This window comes from Pseudomonas sp. TMP9 (assembly GCF_037943105.1).
GTDB lineage: Bacteria > Pseudomonadota > Gammaproteobacteria > Pseudomonadales > Pseudomonadaceae > Aquipseudomonas.
This window is the reverse complement of the sequence record NZ_CP149803.1, coordinates 3,166,280-3,183,574: the sequence shown is the minus strand read 5'-3', so window position 1 is coordinate 3,183,574 and position 17,295 is coordinate 3,166,280. Positions and strand designations below refer to the sequence as shown.

Below are 17,295 nucleotides of genomic sequence, written 5' to 3'. Positions count from 1 at the left end.
CCGCCGTTATAGGCATTACCGTCGTCAGGAGTGTCTGCCGTGTTTGCCATTATTTCTGTGTTGCGCAGTCGGCTGTTGTTGCCGGTATTTCTCGCCCTGGGTGTGGCCTTGTTGATTCAGGTGGTCGTGGCGGTGGCGTTAACGCGTACCACGGTCGCGACGCTTGAAGCAGATTTGGCTAAAAGCATGCAGGCCGATACGGCGCGGTTAACGGATGAGTTGACTAAGGCGGGTGACGAGGTACGCGGAGGGCTAAACAGTCTTTCCGCGAGCACTCAAGCGCAGTTGAGCAAAGGCCTTTCCGCTCGGCTAACGCAAGAGCAGGGGCATATCCGCGCGGTACTGGACAGTAACCTCAAGCGTTCTGCGGATGAGTTGGCGCAGTTGTTATCAGCGGTTGCGCCTAAGGCCATTTGGGATGCTGACGTGCCAGTGTTGACCGAATTGGCGCGCAGCGCGCATCGCAATCCGACCGTCTTGTTTGCGGTGTATATCGATGCGCAAGGGCAGCGCTTGACGCGTCATCTTAATCGCCAGGATCCCCGCGTACGCGCGCTGCTGGCTAAAGGAGAGGGCGGTGGTGCACTGGATAAAGTGCTGCAAGCCGCTGCCAACGACCCGGGTGTGTATATCGCTGAGGCGACGATCAGCCCCATGGGTTCGGACATTGGCAAGGTCTTGTTAGGGGTTTCCACAGCCTCGGTGGATGATGAGTTAGCGAAACTGGATGCGCGTTTTTTCGATCTGATTGACAGCAGTGGGCAGTTAATTTCCGACAGCCTAAGTGGCGCGGCCACCAGCAGCGCGGATGCGTTATCAGTGCGTTTGGGTGTCGCCCGTGAGGCTGCGGATAACATGCAGCAGAGTACCCGTGAGGTCGTGCAGCAGGCCGCGACTAGCTTGCGTTGGAGCATCAGCCTTGGGCTAGTGGTGGTGGCGCTACTGATTTTACTGCTGTTAGCGTTGGTGTTAGGGCGGCGCGTGGTCAGTAAGCTGCATACGTTGATTGCGGTCTTGAACGATTGGGCGGCGGGCGAGGGCGACCTGACGCGTCGGGTTGAGCTCAATAGTCGTGATGAAATTGGCGACATGGCCGCAGCGGTCAATCGTTTCGTCGCCAAGTTGCAGCCGATTGTTCGCGAGGCCGATGAGGTGGCCTCGCTTACGGTGCTAGAAATCAGCACCCTGACTTCCCGCAGTGCCGCTGCCGAGGCCGCTGCTGAGCGTCAGCGCGATGAGGTGGCGGGCAGTCTGCAGGCTCTGGCCGAGATGGCCGGTGAAGCCCAAGCAGAAAGCCATGCCATGCGTGAGGCGCTGCAGCGTGTTGGCGCGATTCGTCAAGCGACCGATGACAATGCTGAAATTGCCCAGCGCGTGGGGGGCTCAATTGAGGAGCTGGTGCGCCGCGTTGACGCGGGAGCTGCTGTGATTGAGCGTTTGGCTAAGCAAAGTGAACAGATTGAAGTGGTGTTGACGGTGATTCGTTCTATCGCTGAGCAAACTAATCTACTGGCCCTAAATGCGGCGATTGAAGCAGCGCGTGCCGGAGAGAGCGGGCGTGGTTTTGCCGTGGTGGCCGATGAAGTTAGGGCGTTAGCCAGCAAGACACAACAATCTACAGGCGATATTCAGGCCCACATCGGTGCTCTGCAACAAGGTGCACGCGAAGCTGTTGAGGCCATTGCACAGGCAGGTAAGCAGGCTGATCAAGGGTTGGTTGCATTGCGTGAAAGCGCGCGCGTACAGCAGTCGGTGCGTGCGGCGGTTGAAGAAGTGCACGGCGCAATCAATACAGCAACTCAAGCAGCGGGGCATCAAGCATCGGGCGCTGATGCGGTGCGCGGTCGCGTCGAAGTGATCCATGTGGAAGCGCAGCGTGCGGCTGAAGCAGTGGCCGCGACAGCGCGCAGCGGCCGTGTTTTGGATGGGTTAGCGAAAAAGCTCAAGGCTAGCTTGGGGCAGTTCCGCGTTTAACCTGCAGGCTCAGGCGGGCATTGAAAAGTGCCCGGCGCGTCCCGGCAAGTGAGCCAAATCGCAGGCAACAAAAAGCCGAGCTTTTGGCTCGGCCTTTTAAAATTGGTGCCCAGGAGAAGACTCGAACTTCCACGACCGTAAGGTCACCAGCACCTGAAGCTGGCGTGTCTACCAATTTCACCACCTGGGCATTGATTGCAAAAAAAGCATGTTTGCTATCAACTACAACCCGGTTAACATCGTTTCCCGTCGTTGTGGCGCGCATCTTACGGACCGGGTTTTTACTTGTAAACCCCTGTTGTTAAAAAATTTTATTCTGTGTGCCGGGCTGACCTGGACAGTGGTTTCGCGCTTCAATAGGCATATAGCAAACCGAATTTGTGTAGATAAGGTGAATTACCTCTAATGGCCGATTGGCAATCCCTCGATCCCGAGGCCGCTCGTGAAGCGGAAAAATACGAAAACCCCATCCCCAGTCGCGAGCTGATCCTGCAGCACTTGTCTGACCGTGGCTCGCCGGCGAGCCGTGAAGAGTTGGCCGATGAGTTTGGCATGGCCACTGAAGACCAACTCGAAGCGCTGCGTCGACGTCTGCGCGCCATGGAGCGCGATGGTCAGTTGATCTATACCCGTCGTGGCACCTATGCCCCGGTAGACAAGCTTGACCTGATTCTGGGTCGTGTCAGCGGGCACCGTGATGGCTTCGGCTTTCTGGTGCCGGACGACCGCAGTGACGACTTGTTTTTGAGTCCTGCGCAAATGCGTTTAGTTTTCGATGGCGACCGTGCTTTGGCTCGCGTCTCCGGCTTGGATCGACGCGGGCGCCGTGAAGGCGCGGTGGTGGAAGTGATCAAACGGGCCCACGAAAGTATCGTCGGCCGTTACTACGAAGAAAGTGGCGTAGGCTTTGTGGTTGCGGATAACCCAAAAATTCAGCAAGAAGTGCTGGTCACCCCGGGTCGTAACGCCAGCGCTAAGCAAGGCCAGTTTGTTGAGGTGAAAATCACCCACTGGCCGACGGCCCGCTTCCAGCCTCAGGGCGATGTGGTTGAGGTGGTTGGCAACTATATGGCGCCGGGTATGGAAATCGACGTTGCGTTGCGCAGCTACGATCTTCCGCATATTTGGCCTGAAGCAGTTGTCAAAGAAGCGCACAAGCTCAAGCCCGAGGTCGAGGAAAAGGACAAAGAGAAGCGCATTGACCTGCGCCATCTGCCGTTCGTGACCATTGACGGCGAGGACGCTCGTGACTTCGATGACGCAGTTTACTGCGAGAAAAACGGCAGCAACTGGCGGCTGTTTTCCGGCGGCTGGAAGCTCTATGTCGCCATCGCTGACGTTTCGCACTACGTTAAGGTCGACTCGGCGCTGGACGCTGAGGGTCAAGTGCGCGGTAACTCGGTGTACTTCCCGGAGCGGGTTATTCCAATGCTGCCGGAGGAGCTCTCCAACGGCCTTTGCTCGCTAAACCCGCATGTCGACCGACTGGCCATGGTCTGCGAGATCAGCATCTCGAAAACCGGCAAGATGACTGATTATCAGTTCTACGAGGCGGTGATTCACTCCCATGCGCGCCTGACCTATAACAAGGTCAGCGCCATGCTGGAGCAGCCGAAAGGTGCAGAAGGCAAGGCCCTGCGTGGCGAATATAAGGAAGTGCTGCCGCACCTTAAGCAGCTTTATTCGCTGTATCAGGTGTTGTTGGCGGCGCGCCATGAGCGCGGTGCAATTGACTTTGAGACGCAAGAAACGCGAATTATCTTCGGTGCTGATCGCAAGATTTCTGAAATTCGCCCAACTCAGCGCAACGATGCGCACAAGTTGATCGAAGAATGCATGTTGGCCGCTAACGTAGCCACAGCCGCATTTATGCAAAAGCATGAAATCCCCGCGCTGTATCGCGTGCATGACGGTCCGCCGCCAGAGCGTGTGGAAAAGCTCAAGGCGTTTCTCACCGAGTTGGGACTGTCGCTGCATCGCGGCAAGTCTAAAGACGGCCCGACACCTAAGGATTATCAGCTGTTGCTGGAAAGCATCCGGGGGCGTGCGGACTATCACCTGATTCAGACTGTGATGCTGCGCTCCCTCAGTCAGGCGGTTTACAGTGCCGATAATCAGGGCCACTTCGGACTGAATTACGAGGCGTATGCGCATTTCACTTCGCCGATTCGTCGCTACCCGGATCTGTTGATCCATCGGGCAATTCGCAGTGTTATCCGCTCCAAGCTTGACACTCCGCATGTCAAGCGCGCGGGTGCGGCGATCATGCCGCGTGCACGTATTTATCCTTACGATGAGGCGGCTCTTGAGCAGCTTGGTGAGCAGTGCTCGATGTCTGAGCGTCGTGCTGATGAGGCCACACGCGATGTGGTCAACTGGCTGAAATGCGAGTTTATGAAGGACCGTGTTGGCGAGACCTTCCCGGGTGTCATAACTGCTGTGACAGGCTTTGGCTTGTTCGTTGAGCTGCAAGACATCTATGTCGAAGGCTTGGTGCATGTCACCGCCTTGCCAGGAGACTACTACCACTTTGACCCTGTTCATCACCGCTTAGCGGGCGAGCGCAGCGGGCGTAGTTTCCGTCTAGGCGATAGCGTTGCGGTTAAGGTCATGCGGGTTGATCTTGACGAGCGCAAGATTGATTTTGAGTTGGCTGAAGAGAAAGTGGCGGCGCCAGCCGGTGTTCGCCGTGGTGGTTTTGAGTCAGCAGCCGGTAAAACTGGGCGTCGTGGTGAGCGTGCACCTGCTCATGGCGATAGCGAAAAAAGCCGTGCACCGAAAAAGTCGTCGTCGGCTGATTCGAAAAGCAAAAATGGCAGAGGCTCGGGCAAAAGCGAGACGGCTAGGCCCGCGGCTAAGTCGGGTGCGCCGCGTAAGAGCGCTGCCGCAGGGGGGGCGCCGAGTGGTGCCGCGCCGCGTAAGCGTAAGGCGAAGCCATGAGTCAGCTGGAGAAAATCTACGGCGTACACGCAGTAGAGGCATTGCTGCGCCATCACCCGAAGCGGGTCAAGCAGGTGTGGCTGGCAGAAGGGCGCAATGACCCGCGTGTGCAGGTGCTCCTGGCGTTAGCGGCGGAGTCGCGGGTTACTGTTGGCCAGTGCGAGCGCCGCGAGATGGACTCGTGGGTCGAGGGCGTGCATCAGGGCGTGGTGGCCGATGTCAGCCCCAGTCAGGTCTGGGGTGAAGCCATGCTCGACGAGCTGCTTGATCGCACTGACGGCGCGCCTTTGTTGCTGGTGCTCGATGGCGTGACCGATCCACATAACCTTGGCGCGTGCCTGCGTACGGCTGATGCTGCCGGTGCGCTGGCGGTCATTGTGCCAAAGGATAAATCAGCCACGCTCAACGCCACCGTGCGCAAAGTTGCATGTGGTGCGGCTGAGGTCATTCCGTTGGTGGCGGTGACCAACCTGGCGCGTACGCTTGAAAAGCTTCAGCAGCGCGGCCTGTGGGTCGTGGGTACGGCGGGTGAGGCGGAGATGGAGTTGTACGAGCATGACCTGACCGGGCCGACCATTCTGATCATGGGCGCGGAAGGCAAAGGCATGCGCCGCTTGACCCGCGAGCATTGCGATTACTTGGTCAAGCTGCCGATGGCAGGCAGCGTCAGCAGCCTGAATGTGTCGGTAGCCACCGGCGTTTGTTTGTTCGAGGCATTGCGTCAGCGCAAGGCTGCCAGCAAAAAGAAGTAGCGCCGATACCGGGCGCCCACGGCGCTCGGTTTTAGCCGTTGTGCCGCGCTTAGCTTTTCACGTGAGCGCTTGATTGTTCAAATAATCACCAGTTGATCTTGCGTGTGGTAAGGGGCTTCACTAGAATGCTGCCCCTTGCCGCGACGGCAGGCGCTGTTGCGCCTTTTTGTTTCAGCAAGACAAACAAGTGAAATTCACTCCTTGCCTGACCGCATTTCGCGGCAGGCTTCAACCCGTAAGGAGCATTTATGCGTCATTACGAAATCATCTTTCTGGTTCACCCGGACCAGAGCGAGCAAGTCGGCGGCATGGTTGAGCGTTACACCAAGCTGATCGAAGAAGACGGCGGCAAGATTCATCGCCTGGAAGATTGGGGTCGTCGTCAGCTGGCTTACGCCATCAACAACGTCCACAAAGCTCATTACGTGATGCTGAACGTTGAGTGCACTGGCAAAGCCTTGGCTGAGCTGGAAGACAACTTCCGTTACAACGATGCCGTGATCCGTAACTTGGTCATCCGTCGCGACGAGGCCGTTATCGACCAGTCCGAGATGCTCAAGGCCGAAGAAAACCGCAGTGAGCGCCGTGAGCGTCGTGACCGTCCTGACAATGCCGATGCTACTGATGGCGATGACAGCGACAACAACGACAGCGACAACGCTGACGAGTAATCCACGGATCTATTGAGGAGCCACTCTCATGGCACGTTTCTTCCGTCGTCGTAAATTCTGCCGTTTCACCGCAGAAGAAGTGAAAGAGATCGATTTCAAAGATCTCAATACGCTGAAAGCTTATATCTCGGAAACCGGCAAGATCGTTCCTAGCCGTATCACCGGTACTAAGGCTCGTTATCAGCGTCAGCTGGCTACCGCTATCAAGCGCGCCCGCTTCCTGGCCCTGCTGCCCTACACCGACAGCCACGGCCGCTGAGACCGGGTCGTCGACATAAAGTAAGGGATAGATCGCATGCGCGCCTTAGCCGAATTTATTATGCGCGGCCGTATGCAGGCCACTCTAGTAGTGGTGGTTTGTGCGGCATTGCCGCTGTTGTTCTGGTTGAGTGCTGCCGCTGGAAGCTTGGTGCTTCTGCGGCGCGGTTGGAGTGATGCCATTGGCATCCTCGTCTGGGCCCTGCTACCGGCCATTGGCTGGTGGTATTTTGGTGAGCCGCGCACCCTGTTGGTGTTGCTCGGTGCGCTGGGATTGGCGCTGTTATTGCGCGCTAACGTGTCCTGGAATCGTGTGCTGCTATGCAGCGTGGCATTAGGCCTGGTGTATGGGTTGGTCTTGGGTGCGGTGTTCCGCGAACCCATTGAGGCGATGGCGCTTGAGCTGCAAAAGCTCATGCCGCAAATGCTCGAAGGGGTCCATCAGCAGATGTCGGTGGATGAGCGAGCGCGTCTGGACAGCCTGATTGCACCGGTGCTGACCGGTTTGATCGCGGCGTTGTTGCAGATAGTCAGCCTGTTGAGCCTTATGCTTGGGCGCTTCTGGCAGGCGCAGTTGTATAACCCGGGTGGTTTTGGCCGCGAATTTCGTGCGCTACGCCTTCCACCACCGCTGGCGATGTTGCTGCTGGTTGGCATGCTGTTGGGGCCTAATTTAGGTCCGCAAATGGCCATGCTGACGCCGTTATGCAGTGTGCCGTTGGCGTTTGCGGGCATCGCTCTGTTGCATGGGATGGTGGCGCAAGGTCGGCTGGGCAAGTTCTGGCTGGTTGGGTTGTACATCACGCTGTTGCTGTTTATGCAGCTGACTTATCCGTTACTGGTGGTTTTGGCCATTGTCGACAGTCTGTTTGATTTTCGTGGTCGCTTTGAGCGCAAACAAGGCTCGGGCCCCGCGGACGGTGAAGGTTAAAAGTTAAGAGGTTATTACCAAATGGAACTGATCCTGCTGGAAAAAATCGCCAACCTGGGCAACCTGGGCGATAAAGTGAATGTTAAGTCCGGTTACGGTCGTAACTTCCTGCTGCCATTCGGCAAAGCAACTGCTGCAACCCCAGCCAACGTGGCTGCGTTTGAAGCACGTCGCGCCGAGTTGGAAAAACTGGCTGTCGAGAAGAAAGCGTACGCTGAATCCCGCGCTGCCCAGTTGGCTGAACTGGAAGTCACCATCACCGCTACTGCGGGCGATGAAGGCAAACTGTTCGGCTCCATCGGTACTCACGACATTGCCGAAGCCCTGACCGCCTCTGGCGTTGAAGTGGCTAAAGCTGAAGTGCGTCTGCCGAACGGCACCATTCGCCAACTCGGCGAATACGACGTGGCCGTGCACCTGCACAGCGACGTTGAAGCAACCGTTAAGGTTGTTGTGGTCGCCGCTTAAGCGAACCGCTGAACTGGGCTTGCACTTAGGTGCGGGCCCGCTAACATCGGGCACGGCATTGCGAGAGCGATGACGTGCCCTTTGTTTTTACACCATAGAATTTTTCCTGAGCCTTATGAACGACATCAGCCTGCCCGAACAGTACGACCTGCAAACCTCTGCCCTGAAGGTGCCACCGCACTCGATCGAGGCCGAGCAAGCCGTGCTCGGCGGCCTGATGCTCGACAACAATGCGTGGGAGCGGGTGTTGGATGCGGTGTCCGATGGCGACTTCTATCGCCACGACCACCGCCTGATCTTCCGCGCAATCTTTAAGCTGGCTGAGCGTAACCACCCGTTTGACGTGGTCACGGTGTCCGAGCAATTGGACAAGGAAGGCCAGCTGTCGCAGGTGGGTGGGCTGGCCTACCTCGGCGAGTTGGCGAAAAATATCCCGTCGGTGGCCAACATCAAGGCTTATGCGCAGATCATTCGCGAGCGCGCCACGCTGCGGCAATTGATCGGCATCAGCGGCGAAATCGCCGACAGCGCGTATTCGCCGCAAGGCCGTACCGGCGAGGAAATCCTTGATGAGGCTGAGCGGCTGATCTTTCAGATCGCCGAGGCGCGGCCCAAGAGCGGCGGGCCGGTGATGATCAACGATATCTTGGTCAAGGCCATTGACCGCATCGACACCTTGTTCAATTCCGGTGATGCAATCACCGGGTTGTCCACCGGCTTTACCGACCTGGACGCGCAGACCAGTGGCTTGCAGCCGGCGGATTTGGTGATCGTCGCCGGTCGTCCGTCGATGGGTAAGACCACCTTCGCCATGAACCTGGTGGAGAATGCCGTGTTGCGCAGCGACAAGGCCATTGTCGTGTACTCCCTGGAAATGCCTGCTGACTCCATCGTCATGCGGATGCTCGCCTCCTTGGGCCGCATTGACCAAACCAAGGTGCGTGCCGGGCGTTTGGATGATGACGATTGGCCGCGCCTGACCAGTGCCGTCAACCTGCTCAACGACCGCAAGCTGTTTATCGACGATACCGCTGGCATCTCGCCCTCAGAGATGCGTGCGCGCACGCGGCGCTTGGCTCGCGAGCACGGCGAGATCGGCATGATCATGGTCGACTATCTGCAATTGATGCAGATCCCCGGTTCCAGCAGCGACAGCCGAGTGAACGAGATTTCTGAAATCTCCCGCTCGCTAAAGGCCTTGGCCAAAGAATTCAATTGCCCCGTGGTGGCGCTGTCGCAGCTGAACCGCGGCCTCGAGCAGCGCCCGAACAAACGCCCAATCAACTCTGACTTGCGTGAGTCCGGGGCTATCGAGCAAGACGCCGACATCATCATGTTCGTGTACCGGGATGAGGTGTATCACCCGGAAACCGAATACAAGGGCGTTGCCGAGATCATCATCGGCAAACAGCGTAATGGCCCGATCGGCACCACGCGTTTGGCCTTCTTGGGCAAGTATTCGCGATTCGAAAATCTGGCGCCGGGCAGCTATCAGTTCGACGAAGACTAACGTTGCGCCATGGCGCGCTTTTTACCGCGCCAGATCAATAAAAACGGGCAGCCAGTGGTTAAACTGGCCGCCCGTTTTTTTAGGATATTGCTCCCATGCGCCCGCTTGTTGCCACGATTGATTTGTCTGCGATTGCTCACAACTATGCCGTGGCCAAGCGCTGTGCGCCGGGGCGGCAGGCATTTGCGGTGGTCAAGGCAAACGCCTATGGGCACGGCGTGCGTGAGGTGGTGACGGCCCTGCATGATGTGGCCGATGGCTTTGCCGTGGCCAGCTTGGAAGAAGCCGCAGAGGTCCGGGCTTTGCACGGTGAGGCGCGAATTTTGCTGCTGGAAGGGTGCTTTGCAGCAGATGAATATCAGTTTGCCGCGCAGCTGGGCCTGGATGTGGTGGTACACACTGCGCTGCAGGCCCAACAGCTTCTCGCCGCCACGTTGCGCCGGCCTTTAGCCGTCTGGTTGAAGCTTGACAGCGGCATGCATCGGCTAGGTTTCAATGCCGCCGCGTTGCGCGATTGGTTCGGGCATTTGCACGGTGCCGCGCACGTCGGCGAGCTGAATCTACTCAGCCACTTTGCCTGCGCCGATGAGCGCGGCAGTGACGTCAGCGAAGGCCAACTTGAGCAGTTTCTTGATCTGTTGGATTTAGATTTCGCCCAGCGTTCGCTGGCCAACTCAGCGGCGATACTGACCATTCCGGCGGCGCATATGGATTGGTTGCGCCCCGGCATTATGCTCTACGGAGCCACGCCTTTTGCTGACTTGGGCGTCGAAGAGCTGGGTTTGCGCCCGGCCATGAGCCTGACGGCGCAACTGATCGCGTGTCGCGATATCGACGTTGGTGACGCGGTCGGCTATGGCGGTGCTTGGCGCGCCGCGCGACCGTCGCGTATTGGTACGGTCAGTTGTGGTTATGCCGATGGTTACCCACGGCATGCGCCCGCAGGTACACCGGTTATTGTGCGGGGGCAGCGCGTGGCGCTGGTTGGGCGAGTGTCCATGGACATGCTGACGGTTGATCTGACCGATGTGCCTGAGGCGACCGAAGGCGATGCCGTTGAATTATGGGGCGCGCAATTGCCAGTGGATGAGGTGGCGCAGGCCGCCGGCACCATCGGCTATGAATTGCTGAGCAAGGTCACCGCACGCGTGCCGCGCCGCTATCGAACGGGCTGAAGCAGGGCGCTTATGGCCCGAAATCAGTAAGGCGAGAGGCGTATGGGGTGGAGTGTATTTCAGCCATAAAACCCAGCGTTTGAGTCGGGTTTGGTTAAATTTTGTGCTATATTCCGCGGCCGCGATTTACCCTCCCTGTTCGCTACCGCCGGTCACTTTCCATGTCCATGCAAGCCGCCAAGCCGTTATTCGATTATCCAAAGTACTGGGCCGAGTGTTTCGGGCCTGCACCTTTCCTGCCGATGAGCCGGGAAGAGATGGATCAGCTTGGCTGGGACAGCTGCGACATCATCATCGTTACCGGTGATGCCTATGTTGATCATCCGTCTTTCGGCATGGCGATTATTGGCCGGCTACTGGAGTCGCAAGGCTTTCGCGTGGGCATTATCGCCCAGCCGAACTGGCAGTCGAAAGACGACTTTATGAAGCTCGGCGAGCCGAACCTGTTCTTCGGTGTGGCGGCCGGCAACATGGACTCGATGATCAACCGCTACACCGCCGATAAAAAAATCCGTTCGGATGATGCCTACACCCCTGGCGGTATGGCCGGTAAGCGCCCTGATCGCGCCAGCCTGGTGTACAGCCAGCGCTGTAAAGAAGCCTATAAAAACGTGCCGATTGTGCTGGGCGGTATCGAAGCGTCGTTGCGCCGCATCGCTCATTACGATTACTGGCAGGACAAAGTGCGCAACTCGATCCTGATCGACGCCAGCGCCGACATCCTGCTCTATGGCAACGCCGAGCGGGCCATTGTCGAAGTCGCTCAACGCTTGTCCTACGGCCATAAGATCGAAGACATCACCGACGTGCGTGGCACGGTCTTTATCCGCCGTGATACGCCGCAAGGCTGGTACGAAGTCGATTCCACGCGTATCGATCGACCGGGCAAGGTCGACAAGATCATCAACCCGTACGTGAATACCCAAGACACCGAAGCCTGCGCCATTGAACAGAACAAGGCTCCGGTGGAAGACCCGAACGAGCCGCAGGTTGTGCAGTTGCTCGACAGTCCGCGAATGACCCGCGACAAAACGGTAATCCGCCTGCCGTCGATGGAAAAAGTACGCGCCGACGCGGTGCTGTATGCCCACGCTAACCGTGTACTGCACCTGGAAACCAACCCAGGCAACGCCCGTGCGCTGGTGCAAAAACACGGCGACGTGGATGTGTGGTTCAATCCGCCGCCCATCCCCATGAGCACCGAAGAGATGGATTACGTGTTCGGCATGCCCTACGCGCGCGTTCCGCACCCGGTGTATGGCAAAGAGAAAATCCCGGCTTACGACATGATTCGCTTCTCGGTGAACATCATGCGCGGCTGCTTCGGTGGCTGTACCTTCTGTTCGATCACTGAGCACGAAGGCCGCATTATCCAGAACCGTTCGGAAGAGTCGATCATCCGCGAGATCGAAGAAATCCGCGACAAGGTGCCAGGGTTTACCGGGGTGATTTCCGACCTCGGCGGGCCAACCGCGAACATGTACCGCATTGCCTGCAAGAGCCCGGAAATTGAATCGGCGTGCCGTAAGCCGTCCTGCGTGTTCCCCGGCATCTGCCCGAACCTGAACACCGATCACTCGGCCTTGATTCAGCTCTATCGCAGCGCTCGCGCGTTGCCGGGCGTGAAGAAAATTCTGATTGCCTCTGGCCTGCGTTACGACCTGGCGGTTGAGTCGCCGGAGTATGTCAAGGAGCTGGTCACCCACCATGTCGGCGGCTACCTGAAAATCGCCCCGGAGCACACCGAGGAAGGCCCGCTGAATCAGATGATGAAGCCGGGCATTGGTAGCTACGACAAGTTCAAGCGTATGTTCGAGAAGTACTCCAAAGAAGCGGGTAAAGAGCAGTACCTGATCCCGTACTTTATCGCGGCGCATCCGGGCACCACGGATGAGGACATGATGAACCTCGCCTTGTGGCTGAAAAGCAGCGGCTTTCGCGCTGATCAGGTGCAGGCCTTCTACCCCTCGCCGATGGCTACTGCCACCGCCATGTACCACTCGGGCAAGAACCCGCTGCGCAAGGTCAGCTATAAGAGCGACAGCGTGGCCATCGTCAAAAGCGAAGAGCAGCGTCGTCTGCACAAGGCGTTCTTGCGATACCACGATCCCAAAGGCTGGCCGATGCTGCGCGAAGCGCTGACTCGGATGGGCCGCGCCGACTTGATCGGGCCGGGCAAGAACCAGCTGATTCCGCTGCACCAACCGGCTACCGAGGGTTACCAGAGCGCGCGTCGGAAGAACTCGACGCCAGCGGGCAGCAAAAAAGTTGCCGGTGCCGCTGCTGCTAAGAGTAAGCCGATGCTAACCCAGCACACCGGCTTGCCGCCGCGGGACACCGGCGCGGCGGCCGGCAACCCTTGGGACAAGCGCGAGCAAGCCAAGGCCGCCGCTCAAGTGCGTAATCAACAGGCGGCTAAAGAACGTTCTGACGCCGCGAAAGGCAAAGGCAAGAAGCCGGTGAAGAAGCCGGCTGTACCGCGCTGATTTTGCGCAGATAAAAACGCCAGCGTTGAGCTGGCGTTTTTTATGGTGCAGATAAGGGCTGCGGATCAACTGTGTAGGGTGGATGACGCCGTTCTCATCCACCACAGTGCAGCTGATGGCGGATGGATACAACGTCATCCACCCTACGGCTTAATAACTGCCGTAACGCTTCATCGCCTCAATAGCCAAGCCGCTGCCGATGCTGCCGAAGGTGTTGCCTTCAACGTGGCGGGCATTGGGTAGCATCGCCGCGACGCTCTGGCGCAATGCGGGAATGCCACTGGAGCCGCCGGTAAAGAACACGGTATCGATCTGCTCAATGCCAACGCCGGCATCGCTGAGCAGCTGCGTGACGCTGGCATGTATGCGCTGTAGCAGCGGTTCGATGGCGTCTTCAAACAGCGCGCGGGTCAACTCGGCGACCAACCCCGACTCAAGACGGCCGAGGTCGATGGGGCGAGCATCCTGCTCGGTGAGGGCGATCTTGCTGTCTTCAACTTGCATGGCCAGCCAGTGACCATCGCGGCGCTCGATCAGCTGGAATAAGCGGTCGATGCCGGTGGGGTCGATGATGTCGTAGCGCATGCTTTGCAGCTGGCGTTGCGATTGCGCGGAATAGACCGCATTGATGGTGTGCCAGGTGGCCAAATTGAGGTGCGTACTGGTGGGCATCGGCGCGGCGCTTTTCATCCGGCTGCCATAGCCAAACAGCGGCATCACTCCGGCCAGCGATAGCTGCTTGTCAAAATCAGTACCGCCGATATGCACGCCCCCGGTGGCGAGAATATCGGTGTGGCGGTCAGCTAAGTTGCGCCGTTCCGGGGCCAGGCGCACCAGGGAGAAGTCCGAGGTGCCGCCGCCGATATCGACGATCAGCACCAGTTCTTCCCGGCTGATGCCCGACTCATAGTCAAACGCAGCGGCAATGGGTTCGTATTGGAATGACACGTCCTTAAAACCGAGCTTATGCGCCACTGCCACCAGGGTGTTTTGTGCCTCCAAGTCTGCGATCGGATCATCGTCAACGAAGAACACCGGCCGACCCAGCACCACGTCTTCAAACGGCCGGCCGGAGGTGGCCTCGGCACGCTTTTTCAGCTCGCCTATATAAAAGCCTAGCAGGTCTTTGAAGGGCAGGGCGCTGCCCAGCACCGTGGTTTCGCTTTTCAGTAGCTTTGAGCCGAGCAGGCTTTTCAGCGAGCGCATCAGGCGGCCTTCGTACCCCTCTAGGTATTCCTGCAGGGCCAGACGACCGTAAACGGGGCGGCGTTCTTCCATATTGAAAAACACCACTGAGGGCAGGGTGATCTTACCGTCTTCTAGGGGGATCAGCGGGTCGACGCCCGGCCGCAGCCAGCCGACAGTGGAGTTGGAGGTGCCGAAGTCGATGCCGCAGGCGCGGGCTGGAGTGGTGAGGGTCATGCGGCGCGCTGTTCCTGAAAAGTTACCGGGGGTTGTGGCCGTTTAAGAGCACCGCTCTTAAGCGCTTGCGCATAAAGGACCGAGCAGCAAAAACGGCCGCGCATTCTATGCGAGTGCGCGGCGTAATGCTGCTGCAGATATCTGCAGGGTTGGGTGTTTTAGTGCGGGGTGGCGCTGTTGCTGTCTTTATGGCGGCTCTGCCACTGCGTCCATTCGAAACCCAGCACTATCAGCAGGGACAGGGCTAACGGCAGCAGCAGGTAAAAGCCGCGAAAGACGATCAGTGCCGCGAGGACGTCTGCTGTCGGTAATTCGGGCATGGCCGCCAGAAAGGTCACTTCGAGTACGCCTAAGCCGCCGGGCGCGTGGGATAAAAGCGCCAGTGAGAACGAGGCCAGGAATACGCCGAACACCACGAAGTACCCCGGGTTATGTTCCGTCGGCAGGGCGAAGTAAATGATCGCTGCCGCACAGGCCAGCTCAATCGGCCCGGCTAGCAGCTGCCGGCCGACAATTCGCAGTCGTGGGTATTCAATATGCAGCTTGCCCCAATGCAAGGGTTTAAATTGCCGCCAAGAGCCCAGCACGTAGAGCGCCACCAACACCAGCAGGAGCGCACCGATCGTCTCTGATACCCGTGGGCTGACATCGGCGACGCGATGAATCAGCTGCGGCTCTAGCAGCAACACGCAGCCGCTGGCGAGCAGGGTGCCGAGGGCAAAGGTAAAGGAGCAGAAGACGATCAGGATGCCGATTTCCGCTGGCGTCATGCCCCTGCTGCGGTAGGCGCGGTAGCGCACCAGTGCGCCAGAGAACACCGACGCGCCAATATTGTGCGCCAGTGCGTAGGTGGTGAAGGCGCACAGGCTGACAAAGCGCCAAGGGATCTGTTTACCCAAATGCGCCAAGGCAATGCGGTCATACCATGCCAGGGCAGCATAAGCGCCCAAGGTTGCACCGGCCGCGAGTAACCAATGCAGGCGTGTAATGGCGCCCAGGCTGTCAGCGATTTCATCCAGAGAAATCGTGCGCACTTGCTGGTAGAGCAAGTAGCCCGACAGTCCAACGGCGCACAGGCCCACCAGGGTCCAGATCAGCTCACTTCTTTTCATAACGGCTGCAGCACCACGGTGATCACTCCTTCGTTCTGGGGTTGGGCTTGTGCGCGGCCTGGGCGGTGGCGGCGCAGTATCGCGGAGGCCTGGCAGATGCTCAACCTTTGCGCGCGCCCAGCGCCCTGAGCGTACCAATGCGGTGCCTGTCGCCGCCGTGCTTGCTTAGGCCCAGTTGAGGGTCAACGCAGCCAGCAGCGCGTAACGGGCTGTTTTCGCCAAACCGACGATCAACAGGAAAATCCATAGGCGTTCGCGCATCACCCCCGCCACCAAGGTCAGTGGGTCACCGATAATCGGCACCCAGCTGAGCAGTAACGACCAGCGGCCATAGCGGGCGTAACCGCGCTGCGCTTGCTGCAGGCGCGCGGCACTGACCGGGAACCATGTTTTATGGCGAAAGTGTTCAAGGTAGCGGCCGAGCAACCAGTTAAGCAGCGCGCCGAGAATATTACCGACGCTGGCCACCGCCAGCAGTGCCCAAGGCGAATAAGCCTGGCTGAGAAGTAAGGCTACCAGCACGCTTTCCGATTGCAGCGGCAGCAGTGTGGCGGCGCCTAGGGCCGAGATAAACAGACTCAGATAAGCTGAAAAGGTCAGCATCGGTTGGCGGCTGGGCGGCGCTGTTTAGGGCTGTTTTTCGTGCTCAGCATTGGCCATCACATCTTCCAGCTTAAGGCCTGTGAGGCCGTGGATGGTGCGCCACAGGTAATAGAAGAGGCCCATCAGCATGATCATCGACGGGATCGCGATCATTGGATAGCTGAGCAGATTCATCCGCCCCAGTTCAGCATTGAAGGCCTCGCTGCCGGCCGGGCTGATCACAATCCACTTGGCCAGCGCGTAATTCATCGCCGAGGAAAAGAAGAACGTGCCACTGAGCAAGTAAGTGGCCCTGAGCAGGCGCGCCTCGAATTGCTCGGTGTTGCCGGCTTGTTCCAAGCGCTGGTGAATCTTGTCTACGTTAAGCACGTTTTTGTTGAACAACATAGTGCGGATCAGCGGGTAGCGCGTGTAGGTTGAGACCAGCACGGCGATGCCGATTACCCCTGGAATTGCGGCCTCTTTAATCGCCAGCCACTGATTGTCCAGCTTAAGCAGGCCGATGCCGCCGGTAAGCAGCACGCTGACCAAGCCAAGCAGGGCGATAAAGTTGAATTTGCGGTACTTGAGCAGCTCAAAGCTGCCCCAACCCAGCGGGAACGCTAAGGCCAGCATCAGCGCGCCGTCAGCACCGAGCTTGGCTTCACTGCTGAGCTTCATCAAAATCACAGAGGGAATCACGATGCTGACTAGCAAATCGATCAGCGGGCGAGGTTTGTGCGTGGCCTGAGTGCTTGGCGTGGTATCGGTCATGGTATTCAAGGTGCGGGAATGAGGCGCGATCATCGCCTGCTTGGGCGGCGGCTACCAGCCCGGCCGTCGTCTGGAGTGTGAAAAAGTATGAGTGATGGGTCGACTGGGTCTTCACGCTGTGGGCGAAGTCAGCCTGTTGCCGTTTTGCAAAAAAACAGCGTGGGCCGTTGCAGGGGCGTAAGTCGCGCTGCAAGGCCTGCTAATCTGGCGCCTGTTGCGGGTTGCCACCCGCCATTTGAT

Annotated in this window: 14 protein-coding genes and 1 tRNA gene; 10 read left to right on the top strand and 5 right to left on the bottom strand. The window is 58.5% G+C overall.

Annotation, left to right across the window (positions count from 1 at the left end):
* The first annotated feature begins 39 nt into the window (after positions 1-39).
* Positions 40-1,974: a methyl-accepting chemotaxis protein gene (locus WF513_RS15070; protein WP_339080206.1), complete on the top strand. Its 1,935-nt coding sequence runs from the start codon at positions 40-42 to the stop codon at positions 1,972-1,974.
* Between the two features lie 103 nt (positions 1,975-2,077).
* On the opposite strand, the gene WF513_RS15065 is transcribed toward WF513_RS15070, so the two are convergent.
* Positions 2,078-2,164 (bottom strand) — tRNA-Leu (locus WF513_RS15065).
* 215 nt (positions 2,165-2,379) lie between these two features.
* Here WF513_RS15065 and rnr point away from each other — a divergent pair.
* The 9 genes from rnr to WF513_RS15020 all read left to right on the top strand — a co-directional run bounded on the left by rnr (position 2,380) and on the right by WF513_RS15020 (position 13,165).
* Complete coding sequence (gene rnr, locus WF513_RS15060; RefSeq protein WP_339080204.1) at positions 2,380-4,914, top strand: ribonuclease R; 2,535 nt, start codon at positions 2,380-2,382, stop codon at positions 4,912-4,914.
* Complete coding sequence (gene rlmB / locus WF513_RS15055; protein ID WP_339080203.1) at positions 4,911-5,666, top strand: 23S rRNA (guanosine(2251)-2'-O)-methyltransferase RlmB; 756 nt, start codon at positions 4,911-4,913, stop codon at positions 5,664-5,666. Before rnr ends, rlmB begins: the two co-directional genes overlap by 4 nt.
* A gap of 248 nt (positions 5,667-5,914) precedes the next feature.
* Positions 5,915-6,337, top strand: coding sequence for a 30S ribosomal protein S6 (gene rpsF, locus WF513_RS15050; RefSeq protein ID WP_339080202.1), 423 nt, complete (start codon positions 5,915-5,917; stop codon positions 6,335-6,337).
* 28 nt (positions 6,338-6,365) lie between these two features.
* Positions 6,366-6,596 carry a 30S ribosomal protein S18 gene (gene rpsR, locus WF513_RS15045; protein WP_069519637.1) on the top strand — a complete coding sequence of 77 codons (231 nt, stop codon included), beginning with the start codon at positions 6,366-6,368 and terminating at the stop codon, positions 6,594-6,596.
* Positions 6,597-6,632: 36 nt separating this feature from the next.
* On the top strand, positions 6,633-7,526 hold the full coding sequence (locus WF513_RS15040) for a hypothetical protein (protein ID WP_339080199.1): 894 nt from the start codon (positions 6,633-6,635) through the stop codon (positions 7,524-7,526).
* A 21-nt stretch (positions 7,527-7,547) separates the two neighbouring features.
* Positions 7,548-7,994 carry a 50S ribosomal protein L9 gene (gene rplI, locus WF513_RS15035; protein WP_339080198.1) on the top strand — a complete coding sequence of 149 codons (447 nt, stop codon included), beginning with the start codon at positions 7,548-7,550 and terminating at the stop codon, positions 7,992-7,994.
* A gap of 115 nt (positions 7,995-8,109) precedes the next feature.
* Positions 8,110-9,504: a replicative DNA helicase gene (gene dnaB, locus WF513_RS15030; RefSeq protein ID WP_339080197.1), complete on the top strand. Its 1,395-nt coding sequence runs from the start codon at positions 8,110-8,112 to the stop codon at positions 9,502-9,504.
* A 95-nt stretch (positions 9,505-9,599) separates the two neighbouring features.
* Positions 9,600-10,679 (top strand): alanine racemase, encoded by a 1,080-nt coding sequence (gene alr / locus WF513_RS15025; protein ID WP_339080196.1) that lies wholly within the window; start codon positions 9,600-9,602, stop codon positions 10,677-10,679.
* A gap of 167 nt (positions 10,680-10,846) precedes the next feature.
* On the top strand, positions 10,847-13,165 hold the full coding sequence (locus WF513_RS15020) for a YgiQ family radical SAM protein (protein ID WP_339083609.1): 2,319 nt from the start codon (positions 10,847-10,849) through the stop codon (positions 13,163-13,165).
* A gap of 150 nt (positions 13,166-13,315) precedes the next feature.
* On the opposite strand, the gene WF513_RS15015 is transcribed toward WF513_RS15020, so the two are convergent.
* The 4 genes from WF513_RS15015 to WF513_RS15000 all read right to left on the bottom strand — a co-directional run bounded on the left by WF513_RS15015 (position 13,316) and on the right by WF513_RS15000 (position 17,055).
* Positions 13,316-14,587 (bottom strand): Hsp70 family protein, encoded by a 1,272-nt coding sequence (locus tag WF513_RS15015; protein ID WP_339080195.1) that lies wholly within the window; start codon positions 14,585-14,587, stop codon positions 13,316-13,318.
* Between the two features lie 158 nt (positions 14,588-14,745).
* A complete protein-coding gene (locus WF513_RS15010; protein WP_339080193.1) occupies positions 14,746-15,699 on the bottom strand; it encodes a YbhN family protein in 954 nt (317 codons plus the stop codon).
* A gap of 165 nt (positions 15,700-15,864) precedes the next feature.
* Positions 15,865-16,302 (bottom strand): YqaA family protein, encoded by a 438-nt coding sequence (locus tag WF513_RS15005; RefSeq protein ID WP_339080192.1) that lies wholly within the window; start codon positions 16,300-16,302, stop codon positions 15,865-15,867.
* A 24-nt stretch (positions 16,303-16,326) separates the two neighbouring features.
* On the bottom strand, positions 16,327-17,055 hold the full coding sequence (locus tag WF513_RS15000) for a VC0807 family protein (protein WP_339080191.1): 729 nt from the start codon (positions 17,053-17,055) through the stop codon (positions 16,327-16,329).
* Positions 17,056-17,295: the final 240 nt, after the last annotated feature.